This window comes from Rugamonas brunnea, assembly GCF_014042345.1.
GTDB classification, from domain to species: domain Bacteria; phylum Pseudomonadota; class Gammaproteobacteria; order Burkholderiales; family Burkholderiaceae_D; genus Rugamonas; species Rugamonas brunnea.
In genome coordinates this window covers 125,076-141,086 of record NZ_JACEZT010000001.1, presented here as the reverse complement: position 1 = coordinate 141,086, position 16,011 = coordinate 125,076, and the positions used below count along the sequence as shown (strand labels likewise).

At 64.5% G+C, this 16,011-nt stretch carries 13 protein-coding genes; 12 read left to right on the top strand and 1 reads right to left on the bottom strand.

Annotation, left to right across the window (positions count from 1 at the left end; all coding sequences use genetic code 11):
• Positions 1–5: 5 nt before the first annotated feature.
• From dmpE to H3H37_RS26080, 6 genes are all read left to right on the top strand, one after another.
• Positions 6–803: a 2-oxopent-4-enoate hydratase gene (dmpE, locus tag H3H37_RS00640; protein WP_182159060.1), complete on the top strand. Its 798-nt coding sequence runs from the start codon at positions 6–8 to the stop codon at positions 801–803.
• Positions 804–811: 8 nt separating this feature from the next.
• Positions 812–1,603: a 2-oxo-3-hexenedioate decarboxylase gene (dmpH, locus tag H3H37_RS00635; protein ID WP_375539976.1), complete on the top strand. Its 792-nt coding sequence runs from the start codon at positions 812–814 to the stop codon at positions 1,601–1,603.
• A 30-nt stretch (positions 1,604–1,633) separates the two neighbouring features.
• Positions 1,634–1,834, top strand: coding sequence for a tautomerase family protein (locus H3H37_RS00630; protein ID WP_182159057.1), 201 nt, complete (start codon positions 1,634–1,636; stop codon positions 1,832–1,834).
• Entirely contained in the window at positions 1,831–2,745 is a 915-nt protein-coding gene (locus H3H37_RS00625) for an acetaldehyde dehydrogenase (acetylating) (RefSeq protein ID WP_182159055.1), read from the top strand. Before H3H37_RS00630 ends, H3H37_RS00625 begins: the two co-directional genes overlap by 4 nt.
• Positions 2,745–3,794, top strand: coding sequence for a 4-hydroxy-2-oxovalerate aldolase (gene dmpG / locus H3H37_RS00620; RefSeq protein WP_182159053.1), 1,050 nt, complete (start codon positions 2,745–2,747; stop codon positions 3,792–3,794). The genes H3H37_RS00625 and dmpG overlap by 1 nt, the downstream gene beginning before the upstream one ends.
• A 94-nt stretch (positions 3,795–3,888) precedes the next feature.
• A complete protein-coding gene (locus tag H3H37_RS26080) occupies positions 3,889–5,607 on the top strand; it encodes a methyl-accepting chemotaxis protein (RefSeq protein WP_182159052.1) in 1,719 nt (572 codons plus the stop codon).
• A gap of 65 nt (positions 5,608–5,672) precedes the next feature.
• On the opposite strand, the gene H3H37_RS00610 is transcribed toward H3H37_RS26080, so the two are convergent.
• Complete coding sequence (locus H3H37_RS00610) at positions 5,673–6,461, bottom strand: substrate-binding periplasmic protein (RefSeq protein ID WP_182159050.1); 789 nt, start codon at positions 6,459–6,461, stop codon at positions 5,673–5,675.
• Positions 6,462–6,744: 283 nt separating this feature from the next.
• On the opposite strand from H3H37_RS00610, the gene ppc reads away from it, so the two are divergent.
• From ppc to H3H37_RS00580, 6 genes are all read left to right on the top strand, one after another.
• Complete coding sequence (gene ppc / locus H3H37_RS00605; protein ID WP_182159048.1) at positions 6,745–9,495, top strand: phosphoenolpyruvate carboxylase; 2,751 nt, start codon at positions 6,745–6,747, stop codon at positions 9,493–9,495.
• Positions 9,496–9,558: 63 nt separating this feature from the next.
• The gene (gene gap, locus H3H37_RS00600; RefSeq protein WP_182159047.1) at positions 9,559–10,572 is read left to right on the top strand and encodes a type I glyceraldehyde-3-phosphate dehydrogenase; all 1,014 of its coding nucleotides are present in this window, start codon (positions 9,559–9,561) and stop codon (positions 10,570–10,572) included.
• A 92-nt stretch (positions 10,573–10,664) separates the two neighbouring features.
• The gene (pyk, locus tag H3H37_RS00595; protein ID WP_229218625.1) at positions 10,665–12,062 is read left to right on the top strand and encodes a pyruvate kinase; all 1,398 of its coding nucleotides are present in this window, start codon (positions 10,665–10,667) and stop codon (positions 12,060–12,062) included.
• Between the two features lie 14 nt (positions 12,063–12,076).
• The gene (gene eno, locus H3H37_RS00590; RefSeq protein WP_182159043.1) at positions 12,077–13,360 is read left to right on the top strand and encodes a phosphopyruvate hydratase; all 1,284 of its coding nucleotides are present in this window, start codon (positions 12,077–12,079) and stop codon (positions 13,358–13,360) included.
• Positions 13,361–13,593: 233 nt separating this feature from the next.
• Positions 13,594–14,850, top strand: a complete 1,257-nt coding sequence (locus H3H37_RS00585; protein WP_182159041.1) for a maltoporin — start codon at positions 13,594–13,596, stop codon at positions 14,848–14,850.
• A gap of 74 nt (positions 14,851–14,924) precedes the next feature.
• Entirely contained in the window at positions 14,925–15,986 is a 1,062-nt protein-coding gene (locus H3H37_RS00580) for an aldose epimerase family protein (RefSeq protein ID WP_182159040.1), read from the top strand.
• The last annotated feature ends 25 nt before the right edge of the window (positions 15,987–16,011 follow it).

The window sequence follows — 16,011 nt, the reverse complement described above, 5'->3', positions numbered from 1 at the left end:
AATTCATGGACGATAACACCATCACCCAATACGGCGACGAACTGTATCAAGCCTACGTCGACCGCAAGACCGTGCCGCCGCTGACGGCGCGCACGCCTGAGATCACGCTGGAAGATGCCTACCGCATCCAGTCGCGCATGGTTGCACGCCGCCTGCAGGCTGGCGAAACCATCGTCGGCAAGAAGATCGGCGTCACCAGCAAGGCCGTGCAGGATTTCCTGGGCGTGTTCCAGCCCGACTTTGGCCAGCTCACCTCCGGCATGATCTACCAGGAGGGCGACAGCATCGACCTCAATGGCCTGATCCAGCCCAAGGCAGAAGCCGAACTGGCCTTCGTACTCAAGCATGACCTGGTTGGTCCGGGCGTCACCGCCATGGACGTGATCCGCGCCACTGACTATGTGGTGCCATGCTTCGAGATCGTCGATTCGCGCATCACGGACTGGAAGATCAAGATCCAGGACACGGTGGCCGACAACGCCTCGTGCGGCGTGTTCGTGCTCGGTAAAACCCATGGCGACCCGCGCCAGCTCGACATCACGCTGGCCGGCATGGTGCTGGAAAAGAACGGCGAAGTGTTCTCCACCGCCGCCGGCGCCGCCGTGCAAGGCTCGCCCGCCAACGCGGTGGCCTGGCTGGCCAACACACTGGGCGCGCTGGGCATCCCATTCAAGGCCGGCGAAATCATCCTGTCCGGCTCCCAGTCGGCGCTGGTGCCGGTGGCCGATGGCGACCAACTGACCTGCACCGTCGGTGGCCTGGGCAGCTGCCAAGTTAAATTTTCCGGAAGGAGTGCGGTATGAGCCGTCAAATCACGTTGACGCCTGAAGAGGTGGTGCGCCTGTGCGAGCGCATCGAAGGGGCGCAGGCGCGCGCCCATGCCATTCCCAAGCTGACGGACGAATATCCGAACATGACCAGCGACGATGGCTACGCCGTGCAGCATGCGCTGCGTAAGCGCTTCCTGGCCAATGGCCGGCGGCTGGTGGGCTGGAAGGCGGGCCTGACCTCGCGCGCCAAGATGATCCAGATGGGCGTGAATGCGCCGTCGATCGGCTTCCTCATGGCCGACATGGCGCGGCCCGAGAATTCGGCCATCACCACCTCCGACATGGTGCACCCGCGCGTGGAGTGCGAAGTGGCTTTCGTCACCAAGGCCCAGTTGCAGGGGCCGGGCTGCACGCGCCAGCAGGTGCTCGATGCGACCGATTACGTGCTGCCGGCCGTGGAGATCATCGATTCGCGCTTCTCCGGCTTCAAGTTCGACATGCCGAGCGTGATCGCCGACAACGGCTCGTCGGCGCGCTACGTGGCCGGTGGCCGCGCGCGCTACCCGGCCGACGTGGACCTGCGCACGCTGGGCGTGGTGATGGAAAAGAACGGCGAGATTGTGGCCACGGGCGCTTCGGCCGCCGTGCTGGGACACCCCGCCGAAGCCATCGCCATGCTGGTCAACATCCTGGCCGAACAGGGCGAGGTGCTGCCGGCCGGTAGCTTCGTCATGAGCGGTGGCATCACGGAAGCCATCCCGGTCAAGCCCGGCGACAGCGTCGTGGCCCGCTTCCAGGAGCTGGGCAGCGTGTCGATGCGCTTCATCGAATAACGGATTCTAAACAAGCAAGGAGGCATCAACATGCCAATTATCGAAATGCACCTGCTGGCGGGACGCAGCACGGAAAAGAAGCGCAACGCGGTGGCGGCTGTCACCTCGGCGCTGGTGGAAACGCTGGGCGTGGGACCGGAACAGGTCCGTGTCCTGATCACCGAACACCCGGATGAACATTTTGCCGTTGGCGGCATCACCATCGGCCAGCGCAAGCAGGAGGCCTCATGAAAAAGATACGATGCGCATTGATCGGCTCCGGTAATATCGGCACCGACTTGATCTACAAGCTGCAACGCAGCCCGCTGCTGGAGCCGGTCTGGATGGTGGGTATCGACCCGCAATCGGAAGGCTTGAAGCGCGCCGCCGACATGGGTCTGAAAACCACGGCTGGCGGCGTGGATGGCCTGCTGCCGCACGTCCTGGAAGACAATATCCAGATCGCGTTCGACGCCACCTCGGCCTACGTCCACGCCGAGAACTCGCGCAAGCTCAATGAACTGGGCGTGATGATGATCGACCTGACGCCCGCCGCCATCGGCCCGCTGTGCGTGCCGCCGGTGAACCTGCGTTCGCTGACGGAGAAGGTGGTCATGAACGTCAACATGATCTCCTGCGCCGGCCAGGCCACCATTCCCATCGTAGCCGCCATTTCGGGCGTGCAGAGCGTGGGTTATGGCGAGATTGTCGCCAGCCTGGCATCGCATTCGGTCGGCCCCGGCACCCGCGCCAACCTCGATGAATTCACCTACACCACGTCCAACGCCATCTGCGCCATCGGCGGCGCGCGCAAGGGCAAGGCGCTGTGCATCATCAACCCGGCCGAACCGCCCATGTTGATGCGCAATACCATCTCCTGCCTGACCGACGAGGTGCCGGACGAGGCCCGCATCACGGCCGCCGTGCTGGCCATGATCGAGCAGGTGCAGAAGTACGTGCCCGGCTACCGCCTCGTCAACGGCCCCATTTTCGACGACAAGCGCGTGACCGTGTTCATGGAAGTGGCGGGCCTGGGCGACTACCTGCCGCGCTACGCGGGCAACCTGGACATCATGACGGCCGCCGCCACGCGCACGGCCGAAATGTTCGCTGAGGAGATCATCGCCGGCACCATCCAACTCTCTCCCATGGAGATCGCATAATGAACGAGAACAGTCTGAAAGGCCGCAAGGTCGTCATCCATGACATGTGCCTGCGCGACGGCATGCACGCCAAGCGCGAACAGATGACCATCGCCGACATGGTGGCCGTGGCCACGGCGCTGGACGATGCGGGCGTGCCGCTGATCCAGGTCACGCACGGCGGCGGCCTCGGTGGCAACTCGCTGCAGCATGGCTTCGCATTGCACAGCAACGAGGAATACCTGAATGCCGTGGTGCCGAAGATGAAGCAGGCCAAGGTTTCGGTGCTGCTGATCCCCGGCCTGGGTACCATGAAGGAGCTGCAATCGGCCTACGATTGCGGCGCCCGCAGCGTGCACGTGGCCACCCATTGCACCGAGGCGGACACCTCGCCCCAGCACATCGCCTTCGCCCGCAAACTGGGCATGGACACCACCGGCTTCCTTATGATGTCGCACCTGAGCGAGCCGGACGCGCTGGCGAAGCAGGCCAAATTGATGGAATCGTATGGCGCGCAAACCGTCTACATCACCGATTCGGCCGGTTTCATGCTGCCGGAGCATGTGAAGGCACGCGTCGGCGCGCTGCGCGCCGTGCTCAAACCGGAGACGGAGATCGGCTTCCATGGCCACCACAATCTGGGCATGGGCATCGCTAATTCCATCGCCGCCATCGAGGCCGGCGCCAGCCGCATCGACGGTTCCGTGGCGGGCCTGGGCGCCGGCGCCGGCAACACACCGCTGGAAGTGTTCGTGGCCGTGTGCGAGCGCATGGGCATCGAGACGGGCTGCGACCTGTTCAAGCTGATGGACGTGGCCGAGGATATTGTGGTGCCGCTGATGGATCACATGGTGCGTGTGGATCGCGATTCGCTCACGCTCGGTTACGCGGGCGTGTATTCGACCTTCCTGCTGCACGCCAAACGCGCGGCGAAGCGCTTTGGCGTGCCGGCGCGCGACATCCTGATCGAGCTGGGTCGCAAGAAGATGATCGGTGGCCAGGAAGACATGATCACCGACACCGCGATGACCATGGCGCGCGAGCGCGGACTGCTGGCCGAAGCGGCCTGACGGCCTGACGGCGGGGCGGGAGGGGTAGGCGCGGGCAGCCAGCAGGCTGTCGCGCCATCCCGCCCGCCCCGTTTTTTCACCTCTGGAACCTCCCATGACCTATTCCATCTCCACCACCCCCATCGCGGGCAGGCAGCGCCAGAACGGCGGCGAGTATGTGCTCAGCGAGTCAGACCTGATCATTTCGAAGACGGACCTCAAGGGCCACTTCACCTATGTCAATCCGGATTGCGTGCGCATCAGCGGCTATTCGGCCGAGGAATTGATCGGCGCCCACCAGAGCATCATGCGCCATCCGGACATGCCCAAGGCGCTGGCGGAGGACTTCTGGCGCACGCTCAGTAGCGGCAAGACGTGGGTGGGCATGATGAAGAACCAGACCAAGAGCGGCGGCTACTACTGGGTCGAGACGAATGCGGCGCCGATGCTCGAAGACGGCAAGCTGGTTGGCTACGTGTCGATCCGCATCAAGCCGGCGGCGCAACAGATCCGCGCCGCCGAAGTGGCCTACCGGGCGCTGAACAGCGGCAGCAAGCATATGGAGATCAGGGAAGGCAAGGCCATGGTGCGTACCTTGTCGGCGCGGCTTAATCCGTTCCGCAAGATGACCATCAAGGCCAGGTTGAGCGCGGCCGGCGGCGGGCTGGCCGTGCTGTCCCTGGTGACGGCGGCATTGGCGTGGCCATCGGCGGGAGGTGGCGCGGGCCCGGGCCCGGGCGGATATTGGGCCAGCATCACCGCGACGGTGTGCGCGCTGACGGCGCTGGCGTTGATACCGCTGCTGTACCGGGGCATCCTGCTGCCGCTGCGGCAGGCCAAGGCGGCCATCGAGTGCATGAGCGCGGGCGACTTGTCCGGCAAGATCGAGGCGGACGGTTACGATGAACTGGCCGCCGTCATGCAGGCGCTGCGCATTTTGCAGACCAATATCAAGCTGCTGGTCGGGCAGATCCAGGAGGCCACGGTGCAGGTCAACCAGGGCGCGAGCGAGATCGCGGCCGGTAACGCCGATCTGGCCGGCCGCACGGAGGCCCAGGCCAGCGCGCTGGAGGAAACGGCCTCCGTCATGGAGCAGCTGACGCAAACCGTGCGCCAGAACGCCGACCACGCGCGCGACGCCAACAAGCTGGTGGTGGCCGCCTGCGACAGCGCGTCGCAAGGCAAGGCCGCCGTGGGCGAGGTGGTAGGGAAGATGGGGCAGATCCAGTCGAGCGCGCACCAGATCACGGACATCATCGGCGTGATCGACGGCATCGCGTTCCAGACCAATATCCTGGCCCTGAACGCGGCGGTGGAAGCGGCGAGGGCGGGCGAGCAGGGACGCGGTTTCGCCGTCGTGGCGGCGGAAGTGCGTACGCTGGCGCAGCGCTCGGCGGCGGCGGCGCAGCAGATCAAGGGCCTGATCGGGGAAGCGGTCGGGCAGGTGGAGCAGGGCGGCCAGTTGGCCGACGCGGCGGGCAACGTCATGAGCGGCATCGCGCAATCGATCGACCGCTCGGCCACCATCATGGGCGAGATCAGCGACGCCAGCGTCGAGCAAAGCCAGGGCATCGCGCAGGTCAACCAGACCGTGGCGCAGCTCGACGCGATGACGCAACAGAACTCGGCACTGGTCGAGCAGGCCGCCGCCGGGGCGGAGAACATGCGCCAGCAGGCCGTCCGGTTGGGCAACCTGGTGAACGTGTTCCGGCTGGTGGCGCGCGACAATGTGTCGGCCATGGCGGCGCGACAGTTACCTCCAAAACAACGTGACCGGGGCATCGAAAGCGCGGCGCAGTTGATGGTAAAGGCCGGCGCGGCGGGTCGAGCGTAAGGCTTGCTGGCGGGACGGCCTCGCAATCTGCATGGCGTTCCGCGGTCGAGCGGCGGACGTCATGCTCAGTTATGGTCTAGGAATTGCGCCATTTCAGGCGTGATGGCGATCCGGTACTGCTCCAGCAGGTGGCGATAGGCTCCGCTGGCCACATAGGCTTTCAGTTCCTTGTCGAACTGGTCGCGCAGCGCCGTCAACTGGCGGCGCTTGGCGAAGGCGATGTGGCTGGCGACATTGTCGCGCGGGACCGGCAGCTGCACCACTTCCGCATCGACGGCCGTGTCATGCATGTTGGCCAGCGTGTAACTGGCCGTGTAGACGTTGCTGGGGACGAGGTCGACGCGGCCCAGTACCAGCTTGCGGAAGTTCTGCTCCAGCGTGGCTACTTCCTGCACGGTGAAGTGATCGCGGGCCGCGTCGAATTTTTCGCCGTAATTTACCTTCATTACAGTGCCGACCCGCCGTCCCGCGAGCGTCCCAAGGTCGCCGTTGAAGGCCACGCCGGCATCCTTCCTTGCGTAAAAATAGATCAGCTGCGGGATGATGGATTCCTTGCTGAAGTCCAGGTATTCCTCGCGTTCAGGCGTTTGAAAGATGGTGAACACGCAGTCGCGCTGGCCCAGCCTGACCATGGTGAGCGAACGGGCCCACGGCATCACTTCCACCGTCATGTCGTGTCCCAGCCGCGCGAACACGGCGCGCACCACGTCGACCGCCAGGCCATGCGCGGGGCCGCTCGCATCTTGCTGGATCAGGGGCGGATAGGCGAGTGACACGCAATGGTAACTGTCGGCCATGGCCGGCGTGCTGGCTGCGGCCAGCGTCAATAGCGCCGCAGATAGGATTCGATGCATGTGCACCCCCGGTTGCCCTGACTCGCTTTTGCCCACGTGCTCAATATAGCATCGTTTGGCCGCTGCGCCGCCGACCGGGCGCCGTACCGATGCCGGTCGACAGATGCATTTAAGCAATCTATCTGTTCTAGCAATGTCTCAGACAATGCGTGTAGTAAAATTTCACGCAATTGTGCAGTGCATTGTAATTTCTCACTTTAATCAGTAGAATATTCTGAAATTTGAGGGCATTTATGCTTGTCCATGAATGTTCTACGTAAATTCACTACAATTTGGCGGGCACATGGACGGTTCTAACGCACTGTATGATAAAGATGAATTGCTGGGCCGGGATATCCGCCAGCTGGGGCGCCTGTTGGGCGATGCGATCCGCTCGCTGCATGGCGAGGACGTGTTCAAGTCCATCGAGGCGGTGCGCCAGACCTCGATCGGCCTGCGCCAGCGCCCATCGCAGGAGGGACGCGACGCGCTGCAGGCGCAGTTGCACGCACTGAGCCCGGTCGACACCAAGCAGCTGATCCGCGCGTTCAGCTATTTCTCGCTGCTGGCCAACATCGCGGAAGACCAGCACCACACCCGCCGCAGCCGCGCCCACCTGATCGCCGGCACCGCGCCGCGCAACGGCAGCCTGGCGCAGGCGCTGAAGAACATCGTCGAAGAAGGCCACTCGGACCAGTTGCAGGACGTGCTGGCCGAGGCTTGCATCCATCCCGTCTTCACGGCCCACCCCACGGAAGTGCAGCGCAAGAGCATCCTGAACTGCCAGATGGCCATCGCCCGCCTGCTGGACGAGCGTGACCGCATCCAGATGACGCCCGAGGAGGAGGAGGCGAACGAGGAAGCGCTGGCGCGCGGCATCGTCACGCTGTGGCAGACCCGTTTGCTGCGCACCACCAAGCTGTCCGTGCTGGACGAGGTGGAGAACGGCCTGTCGTTCTTCGACCGCACCATCCTCAGCACCTTGCCGCAGCTGTACGGCAGCATGCACGACACGCTGGGCAAGCTGGACCCGGCCTGGCAAGGGCGCGAACTGCCCACCTTCATGCGCATCGGCAGCTGGATCGGCGGCGACCGTGACGGCAATCCCTTCGTCACGGCCGACGTGCTGCGCGCCACCTTGCAGCGCCAGGCCAACGTCGCGTTGTCGCACTACCTGGCGGAACTGCACAAGCTGGCCTCGCAGCTGTCGCTGGCGCAAGCGTTGAGCGGCAGCTCCGAACAACTGCGCCGCCTGGCCGACGAGGCCACGGACGGCTCGCCGCACCAGGTGGACGAGCCATACCGCCGCGCGCTGCACGGCATGCACGCCAAGCTGTCGGCCACCCACGCGCTGCTGACGGGCGCCGCCGACGACGCGGACGCGCGCTCGCACTACACCAGCGCGCAAGCCCTGCGCGATGATCTCGACATCCTGCACCATTCGCTGATCGCGCATGGCGCCGGCGCCCTGGCCAAGGGCCGCCTGCGCCATCTGCGCCGCGCCGTGCAGGTGTTCGGCTTCAGCCTGGCGCCGATCGACCTGCGCCAGAATTCGGACGTGCACGAGCGCGTGGTGGCCGAACTGCTGGCCCACGCCCGTCCCGGCTGCGACTACCTGGCGCTGGACGAAGCCCAGCGCTGCGCACTGCTGCGCGAGGAAATCGCCTCGCCACGCCTGCTGGTCAGCCCATACCAGCGCTATTCCGAAGCCACGGCCGGTGAGCTGGCCATCTTCGCCCAGTTGAAACAGGCGCATGACACCTACGGCCAGGATTCGATCTGTAACTACATCATCTCCAAGGCGGCCAGCCTGTCGGACCTGTTGGAAGTGGCCGTGCTGTGTAAGGAATTCGGCCTGCTGCGCCGCGAGGCGGGCACGCTGGCGGTCAACATCATCCCGCTGTTCGAGACCATCGACGACCTGCGCGCCGGTCCCGCCATCATGGAACAGGCGTTCGAGGTGCCCGAATATATGCGCCTGCTGCAATCGCGCGGCATGCGCCAGGAAGTGATGCTCGGTTACTCCGACAGTAACAAGGACGGCGGCTACCTGACCTCCGGCTGGGAGCTGTACAAGGCCGAGATCGAACTGGTGAAGGTGTTCGCCCGCCACGGCGTCAAGTTGCAACTGTTCCATGGCCGCGGCGGTTCCGTGGGCCGCGGCGGCGGCCCAAGCTACGAGGCCATCATGGCCCAGCCCACGGGCACGGTGCAGGGCCGCATCCGCGTGACGGAGCAGGGCGAGGTGATCACGGCCAAATACGCGAACGCCGAAGTGGGGCGCCGCAACCTGGAAGTGATGATCGCGGCCACGCTCAAGGCCACCCTGCTGGGCGAGCGCCAGTTCCAGCCCGAGGCGGCGCAACTGGCGGCCATGGAAGCGCTGTCGGCATCGGCCATGCAGGCTTACCGCGCGTTGGTGTACGAGACGGAAGGTTTCGACACCTATTTCTGGCAATCGACCGTGATTTCCGAAATCGCCGCGCTGAATATCGGCAGCCGTCCCACCTCGCGCAAGGCGGCGGGCAAGATCGAGGATCTGCGCGCCATTCCGTGGGTGCTGAGCTGGTCGCAATGCCGGTTGATGCTGCCGGGCTGGTACGGCTTCGGTTCCGCCGTCGCCGCCTTCCTGGCCGAGGACCGCGCCCCGCGCCTGGCCATGCTGCGCCAGATGTACCAGGACTGGCCGTTCTTCCACTCGCTGCTGTCGAACATGGACATGGTGCTGGCCAAGAGCGATATCGCCATCGCCAGCGGCTACGCCAGCCTGGTGACGGACGAGGCGCTAAGGTTATCCATCTTCGGCCGCATCCAGGCCGAGCATGCGCGCACGGTGGACGCGGTCAAGCAGATCACCGGTCAGCGCGAACTGCAGGACCACAACCCGCTGCTGCAACGCTCGATCCGCAACCGCTTCCCGTATGTGGACTTGCTCAACCATGTGCAGGTCGAACTGCTGCGCCGTTACCGCGACAACAATGCGGACGCCGATACCCGCGTCGGCCTGCACCTGTCGATCAACGGCATCGCCGCCGGCTTGCGCAACAGCGGCTAAGCGCCGATACGCCGCACCGTACTGAATGATGTGTCCTTTCAACCCAACCCCGAGGAACTGAGCATGACGATCAAAGTAGCAATCAACGGTTATGGCCGCATCGGCCGCAATGTGCTGCGCGCTTTCTACGAAGGCGGCAAAAAGCAGGATATCCAGATCGTGGCCATCAACGACCTGGGCGACGCCAAGGCCAATGCCCACCTGACCCGCTACGACACGGCGCACGGCAAGTTCCCCGGCACGGTGGAAGTGGACGGCGACAACATGATCGTCAATGGCGACGTGATCCGCGTGTTCGCACAGCGTAATCCGGCCGAGATTCCATGGGGTTCGCTGGGCGTGGACGTGGTGCTCGAATGCACCGGCTTCTTCACCACCAAGGAAAAGGCGTCGGCGCACCTGAAGGGCGGCGCCAAGAAAGTCATCATCTCGGCCCCAGGCGGCAAGGATGTGGATGCGACCATCGTGTACGGCGTGAACCAGCACGTGCTGAAGGCCAGCGACACCGTGATCTCGAACGCATCGTGCACCACCAACTGCCTGGCCCCGCTGGTCAAGCCGCTCAACGACGCGATCGGCGTGGAAACCGGCCTGATGACCACCGTGCACGCTTACACCAACGACCAGGTGCTGTCCGACGTGATGCACGAAGACCTGCGCCGCGCCCGTTCGGCCACCATGAGCATGATCCCGACCAAGACCGGCGCCGCCGCCGCCGTGGGCCTGGTGCTGCCTGAACTGAACGGAAAGCTGGACGGCTTCGCCATCCGCGTGCCGACCATCAACGTGTCGCTGGTCGACCTGTCGTTCATCGCCAAGCGCGACACCACCGTGGAAGAAGTGAACGCGCTGATGAAGGCCGCTGCCGAAGGTCCGCTGAAAGGCGTGCTGACCTACCAGACCGAACCGCTGGTGTCGATCGACTTCAACCACAACCCAGCTTCGTCCAACTTCGACTCGACCCTGACCAAGGTCTCGGGCCGCCTGGTCAAGGTGTCGTCGTGGTACGACAACGAGTGGGGCTTCTCGAACCGCATGCTGGACACCACCGTGGCCCTGATGGCCGCGTCCAAATAACACAACATCCTCACCAGGAGACAAACGTGCCCAATAACGTTACCCATCGAGCGACCAAGATCGTGTCCACCATCGGCCCGGCCTCGAACGACATGGCCACGCTGGTCAAGATGTTCAAGGCTGGCGTCGACGTCGTGCGCCTCAACTTCTCGCATGGCCGCGCGCAGGACCACGTGGACCGCGCGCGCATGGTGCGCGAAGCCGCGCGCGAATGCGGCCGCGAAGTGGCCATCATGGCCGACCTGCAAGGCCCGAAAATCCGCGTCGGCAAATTCGAGAACGGCAAGACCGAGCTGGTGGCCGGCGCCAAGTTCATCCTGGACGCGGCCTGCGAGCTGGGTAACGACGAGCGCGTGGGCCTGGACTATAAGGACCTGCCGCGCGATCTGAAGGCCGACGACGTGCTGTTGCTGAACGATGGCCTGATCGTGCTGGTGGTCGACAGCGTGGTGGGCAGCGCGATCCACACCACGGTGCGCATCGGCGGCGAGCTGTCCAACAACAAGGGCATCAATCGCCAGGGCGGCGGCCTGTCCGCGCCGGCGTTGACGGCCAAGGACATGGAAGACATCAAGACCGCCATGAGCTTCCAGGCCGATTACCTGGCCGTGTCCTTCCCCAAGAACGCGACCGACATGGAAATGGCGCGCCAGCTGGCCAACATCGCCGGCGAACCGTATGACCACAAGCCGTTCATGATCGCCAAGATCGAGCGCGCCGAAGCCATTCCGGCGCTGCAGGAGATCCTGGACGCGTCGGACGGCATCATGGTGGCGCGTGGTGACCTGGCCGTGGAAGTGGGCAACGCTGCCGTGCCGGCGCTGCAAAAGCGCATGATCAAGATGGCGCGTGCCTCCAACAAGCTGGCCATCACCGCCACCCAGATGATGGAATCGATGATCGTCAACGCCGTGCCGACCCGCGCCGAAGTGTCCGACGTGGCCAACGCGGTGCTGGACGGCACGGACGCTGTGATGACGTCGGCCGAAACGGCGTCCGGTCGCTACCCGGTCGAGACGGTCGAGCACATGGCCGCCATCTGCCTGGATGCGGAGAAGTGGGACACCTGCCAGTTGGACGTGGACCTGTCCAACGCCTCGTTCAGCCGCATCGACCAGTCCATCGCCTACGGCGCGCTGTTCACGGCGCACCACCTGCGCGTGAAGGCCATCGCGGCGCTGACGGAATCCGGTTCCACGGCCTTGTGGATGAGCCGTAACAATATCGACATCCCCATCCTGGCCCTGACCCCGAGCCTGGCCACGCAGCGCAAGCTGGCCCTGTACCGCAACGTGACGGCGCTGGAACTGAAGGTGGACGGCGGCAAGGAGCAGGCGTTCCGCGCGGTCGAGAACCTGCTGGTCAAGCGCGGCGTGGTGAAGGCCGGCGACAACGTGGTGCTCACCTGGGGTGAACCCATGGGCGTGGTGGGCGGCACCAACGCCCTGAAGATCATGAAAATCGGCGCAGCCGCGCTGAACGACAACTGACTGGAGCTGTAGTTATGAGTGCAATCATCAATGTGACCGGCCGCGAAATCATCGACTCGCGCGGCAATCCCACCGTGGAATGCGAAGTGCTGCTGGAATCGGGCGCCAAGGGCCGCGCCGCCGTGCCGTCTGGCGCATCGACCGGCTCGCGCGAAGCGATCGAACTGCGCGACGGTGATCCGAAGCGCTACTTCGGCAAGGGCGTGCTGCAAGCCTGCGAGAACATCAACACCGAAATCTCGGAAGCCATCATGGGCCTGGACGCCAATGAGCAGGCGTTCCTCGACCGCATCCTGATCGATCTCGATGGCACCGAGAACAAAGCCCGCCTGGGTGCCAACGCCTTGCTGGCCGTGTCGATGGCCGTCGCGCGCGCCGCTGCCGAGGAAGCGGGCCTGCCGCTGTACCGTTACTTCGGCGGTTCGGGCGCGATGCAACTGCCGGTGCCGATGATGAACGTGATCAACGGCGGCGCACACGCCGATAACAACCTGGATATCCAGGAATTCATGATCATCCCCGTGGGCGCGCCATCGTTCCGCGAAGCGATCCGCTACGGCGCGGAAGTGTTCCACACGCTGAAGAAGATCCTGCACAAGAAGGGCCTGACCACGGCCGTGGGCGATGAAGGCGGCTTCGCACCGTCCGTGGCCAGCCATGAGGACGCGATCAAGCTGATCATCCAGGCCATCGAGGAAGCGGGCTACCAGCCGGGCACCCAGATCGCGCTGGGCCTGGACTGCGCCGCCTCCGAGTTCTACAAGGATGGCAAGTACCAGCTCGAAGGCGAAGGCCTGAGCTTGACGGCCGCCGAGTTCACCAACCTGCTGGCCACCTGGTGCGACAAGTACCCGATCATCTCGATCGAAGACGCGATGGCCGAAGGCGACTGGGATGGCTGGGCGATCCTGACCAAGGAACTGGGCAAGAAGGTGCAGCTGGTCGGCGACGACCTGTACGTCACCAACACCAAGATCCTGAAGGAAGGCATCTCGAAAGGCATCGCCAACTCGATCCTGATCAAGATCAACCAGATCGGCACCCTGACCGAAACCTTCGCCGCCATCGAAATGGCCAAGCGCGCCGGCTACACGGCCGTGATCTCGCACCGTTCGGGCGAGACCGAAGATTCGACCATCGCCGACATCGCCGTGGGCCTGAACGCGCTGCAGATCAAGACCGGTTCCATGTCCCGTTCGGACCGCATGGCCAAGTACAACCAACTGCTGCGTATCGAAGAAGACCTGGGCGATGTGGCGTCCTACCCAGGACGCGATGCGTTCTACAACCTGATGTAATCGCGCAACAAGCGCAACGCAAGGCGGCCGGAGTGATCCGGCCGCTTTTTTTTTCGTCGGTGCGCCAGCGCGGTTGAGTCATCCAGATATCAATTCCGATATCAAACTCAAATAATAAGTAATTGGAAAGGAATCGTTGCAGCCACTAGTATCAAGCTCGGCATCTGAACCGCATGCGGTGATACCAGTCCAGTGCGACAAACGTCCATTTCAAAAACAATGAGGAGACAACGATGAAACAACGCATCCTGACCATGCTGCCACTGGCGCTCGCCATGACGTTGGCCGGCAACGCCGCCCGCGCCGACGCTGGCCACGACGAGGAAGGCTTCCACGGCTACCTGCGCGCGGGCGTGGGCAGCAGCCACGGCCCGCAGAACTGCTACGGCCTGGGCGGCAACACCATGAAGTACCGCCTTGGCAACGAGTGCGACGCCTACTTCGAAGGCGGCTACACCAAGGAATTTGCCAAGACCCCCGATGGCGTGAGCTTCGTCGGCACGCTGTGGGCCAACGAGTGGAACTCCGGCTCCGAGTTCGGCGACGCCAAGCTGGGCCTGGCCAAGGCCTACGTGGAAGCCAAGGGCATCGATGTGCTCAACGGCGGCGTGGCCTGGATCGGTAAGCGCTACTACTACCGTCCGGACATCCACATGCTGGACCTGCAGTTCATCAACCTGAACGGCACCGGCGGCGGTATCGACGGCGTCAAGGCCGGCCCCGGCAAATTCAGCTACGCCGTCTTCAAGGACAACGACAGCATCACCACCAACCCCACCACGGGCGTAATCACCGACAACAAATCGGCGCTGCGCCAGAACCTGATCTACGAGGGCCTGCCCGTCAATCCGGGCGGCACCATCGACATCGCCACCTCCATCATCACGGCCCAGGGCAAGGACAACAAGCACAATGGCTGGCAACTGACCGTGCTGCACAAGCAGGACAAGGTGCTCGGCGGTGGTAACACCTTCGGCATCCAGTACGGCGTGGGCCCGGGCACGGGCATCGGCGTAGGCAACGACCGCATCGGCGCCTCCGGTAGCACCACGCTGGGCAGCGACGTGACCCGCACCCGTATCTTCAACGACCTGGTGATGCAGCCGACGCCGGAATTCAGCATGGAATTCGTGGTGCTGGGCCAGCGCGACAAGTCCGACGCGGGCGGTTCCAGCACCTGGACCACGCTGGGCGCGCGCCCCGTGTACGCGCTGAGCGAGCACTTCAAGCTGCAGGCGGAACTGGGCACCCACCGCGTCACCCAGCCGAACGGCGGCGAGACGCTGCGCCTGAACACGATCACCATCGCCCCGACCATCACGGCCGGCAAAGGCTACTGGTCGCGTCCTGAGCTGCGTGCCTTCGTCACCTACGGCAAGTGGAACGACCCGGCCACCGCCGCGCTCAACGCCAACAACAACGCCGGTCCGGCCTTCGGTTCGGCCACCAACGGCACCTCGGTCGGCCTGCAGGTCGAAGCCTGGTTCTAAGACAGGGCAGGGCGCCGCGCCGGCCTGGAATGGATACGTTCACTCCGGGCCGTGGCGGCGCCCTTTTCGTTAACATGAACGCGACACCGCTTCCCAGCATCACCCGCGCGCCATTCGGCCAGTTGCCCGATGGCCGCGCGGCTCACCTGTACACGCTGGACAACGGTTGCGGCCTGACCGTTTGCATCAGCGATTTCGGCGGCATCATCACCGCCATCCACGCGCCTGACCGCGACGGCGTGCGCGCCAACGTCACGCTCGGGCACCCGGACCTTGCCAGCTATCTGAACGACCGTGGCTACCTCGGCGCCCTGATCGGCCGCCACGCCAACCGCATCGGGCGCGGACGCTACACAAACGATGGCCAGCCGGTGCAACTCGATGTCAATGATGGCGAGAACCACCTGCATGGCGGGCGCCACGGCCTGCACACCGTGTTGTGGCAGGCCGCGCCCAGCGCGAAGACCAGCGCGGCACGGTTGTCGCTCACGCACTTGAGTCCCGACGGCGACCAGGGCTATCCCGGCAACCTGGCGCTGACCGTGCTGTACGAACTCAATCGCGCCAACGAACTGCTGATCCACTTCCGCGCCGAGTGCGACCGGGCCACGCCCGTCAGCCTGACCAGCCACGCCTATTTCAACCTCGCGGGGCAGGGCGACATCCTCGATCAGCGATTGACCATCGCCGCCGACCATTACACGCCGGTGGACGCCGGCCTGATTCCCACCGGCGCCATCGTCCCGGTCGAAGGCACGCCATTCGATTTCCGCGCGCCGCGTGCGATCGGCCAGCACATCGGCGCCGACCACCCGCAACTGCTGCTGGGCCGGGGCTACGACCACAATTTCGTCCTGCGTCCGCGCCCGCACGCCGGCCCCACACTGGCGGCGCGGCTGCATGATCCCGCATCGGGCAGGGTGCTGGAGCTGTCCTGCACGGCGCCGGGCCTGCAGTTCTACAGCGGGAATTTCCTGACGGGCGGCGCCGGCCAGCATGCTTACCGCAGCGGTTTGTGCCTGGAACCCCAGCAGTTCCCCGACAACCCAAACCAGCCCGCCTTCCCCAGCGCCATGCTGCGGCCGGGGCAAGTCCATCGCAGCACCATCGCTTACCGCTTCCTTGTCGCAGATTGATATCCATTTCGATATCGAATCCGAG